This window comes from Williamsia sp. M5A3_1d, assembly GCF_053345315.1.
The window spans coordinates 288,955-300,113 of sequence record NZ_JBKEZX010000002.1; the positions used below are offsets into that span (position 1 = coordinate 288,955).

General features: G+C 70.3%; 7 protein-coding genes. 2 read left to right on the plus strand and 5 right to left on the minus strand.

The window, feature by feature from the left end; all coding sequences use genetic code 11:
• The 4 genes from ACLBW1_RS08880 to ACLBW1_RS08895 all read right to left on the minus strand — a co-directional run bounded on the left by ACLBW1_RS08880 (nt 1) and on the right by ACLBW1_RS08895 (nt 3,931).
• A complete protein-coding gene (locus ACLBW1_RS08880; RefSeq protein ID WP_447811474.1) occupies nt 1–399 on the minus strand; it encodes a hypothetical protein in 399 nt (132 codons plus the stop codon).
• A gap of 270 nt (nt 400–669) precedes the next feature.
• Nucleotides 670–1,536, minus strand: coding sequence for a ParA family protein (locus tag ACLBW1_RS08885; RefSeq protein ID WP_447811475.1), 867 nt, complete (start codon nt 1,534–1,536; stop codon nt 670–672).
• 90 nt (nt 1,537–1,626) lie between these two features.
• A complete protein-coding gene (locus ACLBW1_RS08890; RefSeq protein ID WP_447811476.1) occupies nt 1,627–2,880 on the minus strand; it encodes an FAD-binding domain-containing protein in 1,254 nt (417 codons plus the stop codon).
• Between the two features lie 46 nt (nt 2,881–2,926).
• Nucleotides 2,927–3,931, minus strand: coding sequence for an aldo/keto reductase family protein (locus ACLBW1_RS08895; RefSeq protein WP_447811477.1), 1,005 nt, complete (start codon nt 3,929–3,931; stop codon nt 2,927–2,929).
• Nucleotides 3,932–4,128: 197 nt separating this feature from the next.
• Here ACLBW1_RS08895 and ACLBW1_RS08900 point away from each other — a divergent pair, with 197 nt between their 5' ends.
• The gene (locus ACLBW1_RS08900) at nt 4,129–5,673 is read left to right on the plus strand and encodes a YncE family protein (RefSeq protein WP_447811478.1); all 1,545 of its coding nucleotides are present in this window, start codon (nt 4,129–4,131) and stop codon (nt 5,671–5,673) included.
• A 22-nt stretch (nt 5,674–5,695) separates the two neighbouring features.
• Here the strand turns inward: ACLBW1_RS08900 and ACLBW1_RS08905 are convergent, their stop codons facing one another.
• Nucleotides 5,696–9,235, minus strand: a complete 3,540-nt coding sequence (locus ACLBW1_RS08905) for an ATP-binding protein (protein WP_447811479.1) — start codon at nt 9,233–9,235, stop codon at nt 5,696–5,698.
• Between the two features lie 241 nt (nt 9,236–9,476).
• Here ACLBW1_RS08905 and ACLBW1_RS08910 point away from each other — a divergent pair, with 241 nt between their 5' ends.
• Nucleotides 9,477–11,159, plus strand: coding sequence for a YncE family protein (locus ACLBW1_RS08910; RefSeq protein WP_447811480.1), 1,683 nt, complete (start codon nt 9,477–9,479; stop codon nt 11,157–11,159).

An 11,159-nucleotide genomic window follows, 5' to 3' on the forward strand; every position in this document is an offset into this window, starting at 1 on the left:
TCAGAGCACGTTCGAGCGGGTCACGCACCTGATCGAACCCACCGGTACCGGACCATGCGGAGTGAAGGTGGCGGTGAAGTCGACGACACCGATTCCTGTGACGACCTTCGACGACGGCGTGAAGGCGATCAAACCCGATTGGGCGAAGCCGGTGACCTGTCCCGTCGTCGTCACACTTCCGCGTGTGTTTCGCGTGGTGTTCACCCAGTCGAGCCGGGCTGTCAGCGGGTACGGGGCCCAGATGGTGGGCCGGGGGCGACCCAACGCCGTCACCTGACCGTGCGCCAGGTTGATTCGTGGCTGGGACACCTCGAGATCTGCCGTGAGCGGGAAGTCGACGATGTACGGACTCAGCCCTGAACAGCGTCCGTCGGCCGTGGGAATGACCTCGTCTGCCACGGGGACCACCGGCGAAGCCCAGGCCGTGCCCGCTCCCAATGCTCCGACGCCGATGAGCGCAACGGCGAAGCTTGTGGAAATTCTACGTACCAGAGTCATGTCTCGACTATGACCTCCTTCGCGCCGTTTCGTTACCCCTGCGATCGACTTTGTGTGGGATGTAGTTCGTTCAGCCGACACGGTCCGATGTGAGCGCCCACAGGTCGGCGACGTCGGCCCACTGGATGCGGACCACGGCCCAACCGATGCGAACGTCGGCCCAACTGCGGGTCAGGGTGCGGCTGCGGAAATCTTGGCGGAGGCCTCGACGAGGACGGTGTGGGCCAGTTCTCGGAACTGGTCGAACTGTGGGCGGCCGTATTTCGCGCGCAGGGTCGGATACTCGGCGAAGGCCGCGGCCGCAGCGATGGAGTTGGCCTCCACGAGATAGCCGGGGAGCACGTTCTGGATCGACGGGTCGCGCCGCAACCGTGTCACCGTCTCCCGATGCACCGCGGAGTTCGCCTTGTACTTCGTGATCACCACACCGAGTTCCACGAGCCGACGGCCGATCTCGTCCCCGAAGCGGCCGATGTAGGTCTGCACCTGCGGAATACCGTAGGTGGACAGCACATCCGGGATGGTCGGGATGATGTAGGCGTCGGCCATCGCGAGGCCGTTGAGGGTGATGGGGCCCATGTTGGGCGGACAGTCGATGAGGACGACGTCGTACTCGTCGACGACGGGCGCCAGACCATCCCGCAGCGCCGACACCCCGGCGAGGGTGTCGTCGGTGCGCACCCGCATCGCACTCACCTCCTCGGTGACCTCGATGAGATCGAGCGACGACGGGATCAGGTCGACACCACCGACCCCGCGGACGGTCGACACGTCTCGCTGTCGGGTGTCCCCCAGTGAGAACTCCGAGGTGCCGTCGACGGCGTCGGCGAACAGGGTCGCCAGCGTGTGTCCGGCCGAGTTCAGGGCGAGCCACCGCGCGTCGCCGAGGAACATGGTGGTGAGGTTGATCTGCGAGTCGAGATCGACGAGCAGCACGCTGCGTCCGAACTCCCCGGCCAGGAACTCCGCGACCCCAGCGGTCACCGTCGTCTTGCCGACCCCGCCCTTGAGGCTGATCGTCGCGATCACCACGGTCACACGCACGCACCCGCTCGGGCCGGTGTCCGCGGTGCTCGCATACCGATGACAGTAGGGAGAACCCTGCGCCGAGGCAGCCGATGCGGCGATTCAGCGCGGTGTGCCGACCGCCTTGCGCCACGCGCTGAACGACCGGACAGGCGCCCGGCGCGGTGTCACCAACCACGGCCAGGGGTGCAGTTCCGCCGGCGTGACCTGTGCGGCGATGCGGCCGAAGCCGGGCACAGGCGCCCACGTCGCGGCGAGCGAGCGGCCCTCGAGTTCGTCGGCGACCACCCCACGCCGCACCTCCACCTCACGACCGGCGGCGATGTCGCCTAGGCATTCGGCGAGGAACGCCAGTCGCTTGCCCGACAACCGCAGTTTTCGCAGCAGCGGCTCGTCGAACACGAACACCGCGCGCCGATCGGGATCCGCGGCCAGGGCGGGATCGCTGTGTCCCAACGACTCCGCGGTCAGCCATACTTGCTCGCCGCCGCCTGCCCCGTCGACCTCGGTGGGCCCGGTGGGGATGGCGGAGGCGCCGAGGTACGGGCCGTCGAGGGGTGCCCCGTGATCACTCGGCGGCCAGTCCTCGATCGGACAGTCGGCGTTCAACGCGCACGACCCGCACAGCGACGGTGAGCGTTTGGTGACCTGCCAGCGACTGAAACCGTAGGGCTTGCCCGACCCCGTCCCGACCGTCCACTGCCAGCCGAGGCGGTTGGCCGCGCGCGATCCGTCGAGCAGGTGGGCGAACATCTCGTCCTCGCCCTCGCGCCACGTCGCACCGACCCGCACTGCCCACTGCGACGCCATCCACATGCGGGTCTGGTTCACCAGCCAGCCGTCGCCGTGGAGCTCGTCGAGCGTCGCCGACATGCAGTTCATCTCGGTGGGCCAGGGGTCGCCGCCGAACGGTCGGTCCTCGGGCGACACCGGGCGGCGGGGCTGTTCGTAGCGCAGCGACTCCCCCAGGTCGGTCCCGACGCGGGCATAGAGGTGCCGTGCGTACTCCTGCCACAGCAGCTCGTCGCGGTACTTGCTCTTGTCGCGGCCCGGCGCGTCGGACACCGCGTCCCACACCTCGCGCAGCGACAGCAGACCGTGACGGATGTAGGGCGACATGCGGCTCGCGCCCCGACGACCCACGGGCAGGACGTTGTTCCGGTCGCGCGCGTAGCCGGTGATGTCGAGCGACGCCAGCGCGACATCGGCCGCGGTCTGCCCCCCGGTGAACCCGCCGGCCGCGATGTCGGCCGGGTCCTCGCGCGCGAGATCACCGAGATGTTCGGCGACCCACGCGATCGACGCGCTGTGGTCATCGGTGCCCGACGGCGTCGGCGGGGTGGGTATCAGGGCCATGTCACCGACAGTAGCCACGGCCGCCGACACTCCCACGGCTGTGCCGTCAGACCAGACGCTTCTCGGGGCTCTTGGTGAGCGACGCGTCGCGGATGATGCTGCCCGACAACGCCTCGTCGATCTTCGCGAGCACGTCGGCGTCGAGGGTGACCTCCGACGCCTTCACGTTCTCGGCGATCTGCTCGGGTCGCGAGGCGCCGACGAGCGCCGCGGCGACGTTGTCGTTGGCGAGCACCCACGCGACGGCGAGCTGCGCCATCGTGATGCCCAGGTCGGCGGCGATCGGTTCGAGCTTCGCGACATCGGTGAGCACCGAATCGTCGAGGTAGCGCTTGATCATCTGATCGCCACCCTTGTCGTCGGTGGCGCGCGACCCGGCCGGCGGGGCCTGGCCCGGCTTGTACTTGCCGGTGAGCACGCCCTGGGCGATCGGCGACCACACGATCTGTGAGATGCCGAGCTCCTGCGACGTCGGCACCACCTTCTCCTCGATGACCCGCCACAGCGCCGAGTACTGGGGCTGGTTGGAGACGATGGAGAACCCGGCCTCGCGGGCGAGGCGCTGGCCGTCGCGCAGCTGCTCGGCGGTCCACTCCGACACCCCGATGTAGAGGGCCTTGCCGGAACGGACGACGTCGGCGAACGCGGCGATCGTCTCCTCGAGCGGCGTCTCGTGGTCGTAGCGGTGCGCCTGATAGAGGTCGACGTAGTCGGTGCCGAGGCGCTTCAGGGAGGCGTTGATGCCCTCGGAGATGTGCTTGCGCGACAGCCCCGTGTCGTTCGGTCCGCGCTCCCCGACCGGGAAGTAGACCTTGGTGAAGATCTCCAGACCCTCGCGGCGCTCGCCGGCGAGCGCCTGGCCGAGCACCGTCTCGGCGGCGCCGTTGGCGTAGACGTCGGCGGTGTCGAACGTGGTGATGCCGGCGTCGAGCGCGGCGCGGACGCACTTGTCGGCGATGTCGTTCTCCACCTGCGAGCCGTGGGTCAGCCAGTTGCCGTAGGTGATCTCCGAGATCTTCAGGCCACTGTTGCCCAGGTACCGATACGCCATCGCTGTCACACGCTCCTCGCTGTCCACACCGGTCGATCTGACACGGTTCTCTCCCGTCGCCGCGCACTCCGCGGCGATGCCCACACGACTGTAGGCGCGGGGCTCGACGAGCCCGATGACACCGCTGTGACCTGCGACTCTTACAGAATAATTGCACTCGTTCGCGACCATCTCCCCCTGAGAGCGAGGTGGGGGCGATGAGTCAGCGGGAGATGCAGGACAGCGAGGTCGGTACACGCCGATCCGTGGACCGGGGTGAGCAGGCCGACACGCTGCGCGCGGCGCCGCGACGGTGGGCGGGGCGGGCGTTGCGGATCGGCAACCCCCTGACCGCGGGCGGCGCGGCGATCAGCGGACACCTCTACGTCGACGACACCGATCCGCAGTCGGTTCGACACCGGATGACGGTGCTGCCGCGTCACGGCCGGGCGACGATGGTCGGACCGACCGAGTTCCGCTACGTCCCGACACGTGCCGCGATCCGCGCGGCCGCCACCGGCGGGCCGACCCACGACACCTTCGTGGTGACCGGCACCGAGCGGAGCGGGACCGCACGACGCATCGCGGTGGTGGTGCCCATCGGCGCCGGTTCACACGAGCCGGAGGTGGCGACCAGCGCCAACACCGGCACGGCCACCATCCCTGTGCCGCACACGCCTGGCGCCCTGGCACCGAGCCCCGACGCCGAACGCGTCTACTCGATCTCCAAAGACGCTGCCGTCGTCATGGTGATCGACGCGATGTCGTGCTGTGTCGTCGAGACGTTCGACCTCACCGGTCCGGCCGCCGCCATCGTCGTCGACGCCCACCGGCCGCGGCTCTACGCGGCGATCGCGGGGAGCAACTGCGTCGACGTGGTCGACGCAGAGACCGGCGAGATCCTGGATTCACTGTGGATCGACGAACCGATACATCTCGCGTTGTCCTCGGACGGGTCGCGCCTGGTCGTCGCCACCGGCGGCGGCGAGATCGAGGTGATCGACACCGCGACGACCCGCACCCTGGTGAACCTCGACGACCTCGGGTCGGTGCGCGGCGTGCTGCTCTCGCCCGACGACTCGCGACTGCATGTGGTCACCGAGGACGGGACGGGGTGCGCCGTGCAACTCGTCGAGTCGCCCATGCATGCGCCGCTGCCGACCCACCGTGTCTCCGCGCGGGGCATGGTCGGCGGTGTCGCGATGTCGGCCGACGGTCGCCGACTCGCGCTCATCGACGCCGGCGGTGACACCGACGGGCACGGGGACGGGCTCGTCGTCCTCGACGCCGTCACCCTCATGACGCTGCACACCGTCTCCATCGCACCCGGACACAGCGCCCCGACGTTCACCGCCGACGGCCGGTCGGTGGTCGCCGTCAACTCCCTCGACGAGACCGTCACCGTGGTCGGCATCGACGACGAGCGTCCCGGCGCGGTGACGGTGCACGCCGGTGCCCGGCCCCGAGACGTCGCCGTCGCACCCGGAGGCGACACCCTCTACTGCGCCGGGGACGACGGCGTGACGGTGTTGTCGCCGACGGTGACGGGGACCGTGCTCGGCGGCCTCCTCGACTCCGGTGTCCACCACGAGCTGCGACACCCGCCGCGCCACGGCACGGCGTCGGTGTGTGAGGACGGTTCGTTCGTCTACACCGCCGACGGGCCGCTGGTGGCCGACGATCGTTTCGCGGTCCGGATCACCGACCTCTACCACCGCAACGCTCCCGTCGACACCCACGTGGTCATCGTGGGTATCCGCTGACCGACGGGCCGGCGCAACTGAATCAGACGCCGAGCGAGCGGGCGAGCAGGGTGACCCGGCGGACGATCGCGGTCGCCCCGATGCGTTCGGCCCGCGCTGCCAGCGCCTCGAGCTCGACCGGATCGACCGGGGCGCCGGTCTCGGCGGCGAGGACCACCGCGAGGTGCTCGGTCTCGATCTCCCACGCCACATAGCCGCGACGCCGGTGTTCGCGGCGCGCGTCGGCGAGATGGACTGCCGCACGGTCGTGTTCGCCCATCGCGATCGCGAGGTGCGCCAGGTGGTGATGTACCACGCCGAACACCGCCGCCCACACCACGATCGTCTGATCGGCGAACGGCAGCAGCCGCGCATAGACCGCCCGGCACACCTCGACGTTGCGCGTCACCGCCGCGGCGCGGGCGAGCGTCGCGAGGTACAGCGATAGGGTCACCGACGTCGGGATCTCGGCGACGCGTTCGGCGGTGTAGTGGTCCATCAGCTCGACGGCCTCGGCCCGCAGCGCTGCCGCGTCGTCGACGTCGGTGTGTCCGACGTCGTCGAGGGCGAGCGCCAGGATCGGACGGAACATCGGCACGACGCGCGCCGCCTCGGCGAAGATGCCGCGTTCGGCCACCTGGGCGGAGAAATCGCCGCGAAAGGTGTGCACGGTCAGCAGCGACAGTTGCAGCCGCCCCCACTTGCCGGTGTCGTCCGGTGCGGTGGGCAACGCGTTGAGCATCGCGATCCGCTCCTCCGCCTCCACGAGGCGCCCCACGGTGACGTCGATGCCGACGAGCCCGTACTGCACCAGCGCCGCCAGCTCAGGGTTGCGCGACGTCTGGGCCTCGGTGATCCGGTCCAGGATCCGGAGCGCCGCAACGGGATCGCCGTGTTCGATCTCCGCGCGCGACGACCAGATGGCCACCGCGGGATCGCGGACGCGGCGGGTCGCGAGCGACATCAGATCCGACAGCTCCGCACGCGCCAGCTCTCGCAGATCGGCGCACTGGGGTACCCGCAGGCCGATCAGCACCGACAGCATCACCGAGGCGAGTGCATCACGGTCACCGGCGGCGCGGGCGGCGGCCAACGCGCGCAACACGAACCCGCGACGGGCCTCCCAGTCGTTCTCCCACCCCAGCTCGATCACCAACTGCGACAACAACCGGGCCGTGTCGGCGTTGTCGGCGACACCGGCGGCCTCCTGCGCCGCCAGCGCGTCACCGAGGCTGTCGACGCGTTCATGATCGATGCCGTGGATCTGTACGAACAGGATGCCCTCGAGCGCGTTCGCCAACGTCGCGGCGATCTGCAGGTCGAGCTCGCCGAGACGCCTCGCCATCGCGGCGGCCGCGAACAATGTCGGGCGGGCCTGAGGATCTCGGATCCGGCGCATCGAACGGCCCCGGGCGATCAGCACCTCGCAGCGCGCGACCGAGTCACCCCGCGGGACCATGCGATCCAACGCGTCACCGAAGTACTCGATGGCGTCCTCGTATGCGGCGACACGATGGGCGTTCTCGCCCGCGCGGCGCGAATACATCGCCGCGGCAGGACGATCGGTGTCGAGCGCACGGCTGAAGTGATACGCCAGCCGCACGAAGTCGTCGGTGTCGACCGACGCACCGATCGCCTCCAGCGCACGCGCCACCGACGAGTGCATCCGGGCGCGCACCGCACCGGCGGTGTTCGCGTACAACGTCTCCCGCACCAGGGGGTGCCGCAGCCGCATCGCGTCCTCGGAGTCATCGGGGGACACGAGCAGAAAACGCCGCAGCAGCAGTTCGTCGATCGCCTCGGCGAACCGGGTGTCGTCGTCGAAGGCGACGGGATCGAACCACCGGGCGGCATGTCGGAGCACGCGGCGCGACACCACCATCCCGATCACCGCACACAGGTGCAGCAGCCCGACGGTCTCGTCGGAGAGGCGGCGTTCGAGCTGGGCGACGGCGTCGGCGACCGACGACGGCAGCGCCTCCTCGGGCATCCGCCAGTGCGCCGCCATCAGCGAGGCCACGAACATGGGGAGGCCGTTGGAACGCTCGTGCAGAGAGTCGGCGTCGATGTCGAACCCCGCGAGCTCGACGAGTTCCTTCACGTCGGTCGGTGTCAGCAGGCCCAACGGGATCCGGTGCAGTCGCCCCGCGGCCTCTGCGCTGTGCATCGTCGCGAGCAGTTCGGGGTGTGGGACGAAATCATCACGGACGGTCGCCACCACGCACAGATTCGACCGCGCGGACACCTCGACGACGTAGCGCAACACGGCCAGCGTCGCCGCCGACGCCCATTGGAGATCGTCGATCACCAGCACCGTGGCGGTGTTCGGGTCACCGGTGAGCCAGGTGGCCACCGCCTCCATCACCAGGGGCCGGTCGTCGGACACCGACGCCGGGATGAGGTCGGGGAACCGCCGGGCGGCGCGCGGTGTGAGGCGCAGGATGTCGGCGCCGTGCCGCGTCAGCCATTCGCGGGTGTCGGCGGTGTCGTGGCGTTCCATCTCGTGGGTGACCGCTTCGACGAACGGTTCGTACGGGGTGGCCGCGTTCTCGCTGCATCGTCCGACGACGACCTCGACACCCGCCGCCCGGGCACGGCGCACGGCCTCGGTCACCACGGTGGTCTTGCCGGTGCCGCTCTCGCCCGACACCACCACGAATCGACCGTGCCCACCGGAGGCGGCCTCGATGGCGGCGGCGAGTTCGCGCAGATGCTCACCGCGCCCGACGATGTGCAGCCACGGGAACGTCGACGGTCCCACCGGCACGGCGTGGTCGACGGGGTCACCGGATGAGCGCGCGTTCGTGGTCGCGTCGTCCCGCAGGAGTTCGGCGAAGACGGCCTCGGTGTCGGCCGAGGGGTTGACGCCGAGGGAGTCGGCGAGAACCCGTCGACACCGGGCCGCGACCGACAGGGCCTGGGCGCGGTCGCCGAGCGCGGCGTAGGCACGCATGGCCATCCGGTAGCCGATCTCGCGCAGCGGGTCGACGGCGAGAAGGGCCTCGGCCGATGCCGCCGCCTGTTCGTATTCGCCTGTCTCGAGCGATGATCCGGCGTCGAGGTCGAGGGCGCGCAACCGCAGGGTGATGCACTCGGCGCGAATCGGTTCGGCCCAGTCGCCCGTCACACCGACGAGCGCCTCGTCGGACAGCATCGCCAGCGCCGCACGCGCACGGTCGGCCACCGCCCGGTGATCGATCGTGCCGTCGGCGTCGGGGACCGCCGGACGGCAGTTCGCCCGCGCCGACTCGAGGTCGACGACGGCGGTGTCGGGGAGCAGCAGTCGGACGTTGCCGCCGCGCGACCGCACGCAGTCGCCTGCGACGCCCGCGGCACCCAGCGAGTCACGGACCTTGGAGATGAGTCCCCGCAACGACGAGGTCCACGACCGGGGTCGCCCGTCGAACCAGATGAGGTCGGCCAGCTCTGCGGTGGTGACCTCCCGCTGGCGGTGCAGGGTGAGGTAGGCCAGGATCTCGACGCACCGCGGTCCGCCTACCACCCGCGGATCGACGACCCGGTCACCGTGGACGACCGACACGACGCCGACGAGGCGGATCGTGATCGGAGCCCCGGTGTCCATCCGATGACGATAGGCCCGGGGCCCGACCGCCGAACGTCGAGGCGAGCCCACCGAGGGCTTCCACGGTCGCCAACCACGGCCGAACCATCGTTGAGCTGCCATTTTTGCACTTTTTATGCACTTCGACGGCACTATGGGTGTCAGCACCACACAGGTGATCTCGGAACGGCGGGGAGTGCAACGGCCGGGGTCGAGAACATGAACATCTGACAGAACTGTTCGGGGGCGCGACATGCACGGGGTGGACGAGAACGGTCCGATCGAGACAACGGTCAGGCAACGGAGCACCACGCGAGACGGGACCGACCGGTCCGGGCCGGGGGCGATCGTCCCGTCCGACTCCCGGGGACCGGCGCATCTCCCGACACATCTCGACCCTGTGTCGCCGCGTGTCGATCCCGGCGTCCCGGCGGTCCCGACGGCGCCGGTCCCGGCGACACCGCGCTGGAAGACCTCGCTGCGGCGCCGCGTGTTCCACACAGCCACACCGCCCGCCGCCGACACCGTTGTCCGATCGATCTCGGGTCGAGCGCCGTTCGTCGGGTCGGCGTCGCGGGATGCCGACGACACCGTCGCTCGCCACGTCCTGGAGTCGGCACCGCAACACGGCCGGGCGACCGTGCGCGCCGACGGGTCCTTCGACTACGTACCGGGGATGGCGGTGCACCGTCTGAGCCGCACCGCCGGCCCGGTCGCCGATCGCTTCCGCATCGCCGTGTCCGACGACGCCGGTCACCGCCACACGCTGGCGGTCGCCCCGATCGTGTCCGCCGACGCCGCGCGTACGCCGGTGCGATTCTCCGTGAACGCGACCGGGAGCGCGTCGATCGACCTGGCCGCGACCCCGCGGACCACGGCCCTCGACGCCACCGGCGCCCGCCTCCACGTGATCAGCTCGGAGGCATCGACGTGGTCGATGATCGACACCACCACGTCGGCGGTCGTCGACGTGATCGACCTCGACGGCGTACCCACGGCGCTGTCCGTCGACCCGTCCGGTGCGCGCGTCTACGTCGCCCTCACCGACGAGGACAGGATCGCCGTCATCGACACCGTCTCGGCATCGGTCATCGGTGCCGTGGAGGTCGCCGCGCCGGTCGCAGTCGCGGTGTCGGCCGACGGCGCCGCGCTGTTCGTCGCCGACGGCGGCGGGTCGCTCCGTGTGCTGGGCTCGGCCTCGCACGGGGACGGCGGTGAGGTCGGACGCGTGGACGGACTCGGCCGGATCCGCTCGATGCTGGTGAGCGCCGACGGGCTCCGCGCCTACGTACTCGACGAGTCCGGCCCCGATGCACTCGTCCACGTCATCACGACACCGGCGGGCGCCCCACGCAAGGTCGGCACCATCCGCGCCGACGGCTTCGTCCCCGACATGGCCCTCGGCGCGAACGATTCCCGCCTGCACCTGGTCTCGGCCGACGCACGCACGCTGACCACCGTCGACACCCGCACCCTGTTGGTGCTCTCGGTGATCGATCTCGGCGCGTTGCACACCGCCGTCGTCGCCGCACCCGACGGGGACACCGTCTTCGTGGCCGCGTCGTTCGGCGACGCCATCTCGGCGGTCGACCTGCGCGCCGGGACGGTGGTGGCCGCGGCCCCCACCGGCGAGTTCCCCCGTCACCTGGTGTGCAGTCCCGACGGTTCCCGCGTGTACGCCGCGACGGCCGACGGGGTGTCGGTGCTGTCGCGGTCGGTACCGGGCGCCATCGTGGGCCCTGACGACGGCATCGGTCGGATCTACACCGTCGCCGGCGGTCCACGCCACGGCTCGGTCCACATCGATGCCGACGGTCGCTTCGTCTACACCTCGGATCTGCCGTTCGTGGCGAACGACGAGTTCCGTGTACTCGTCGACGACGGCCTGCGCACCGCGGGCACCGCCGTCATCGCGGTGTGCGCCACCCCGCCCGTGCAGGCGTGA

What these genes read in the sequence shown, in the direction of transcription:
- ACLBW1_RS08890 (WP_447811476.1), bottom strand. Translation starts at nt 2,880, where the DNA reads ATGGCCCTGATACCCACCCCGCCGACGCCGTCGGGCACCGATGACCAC.
- ACLBW1_RS08895 (WP_447811477.1), bottom strand. Translation starts at nt 3,931, where the DNA reads ATGGCGTATCGGTACCTGGGCAACAGTGGCCTGAAGATCTCGGAGATC.
- ACLBW1_RS08900 (WP_447811478.1), top strand. Translation starts at nt 4,129, where the DNA reads ATGAGTCAGCGGGAGATGCAGGACAGCGAGGTCGGTACACGCCGATCC.
- ACLBW1_RS08905 (WP_447811479.1), bottom strand. Translation starts at nt 9,235, where the DNA reads ATGGACACCGGGGCTCCGATCACGATCCGCCTCGTCGGCGTCGTGTCG.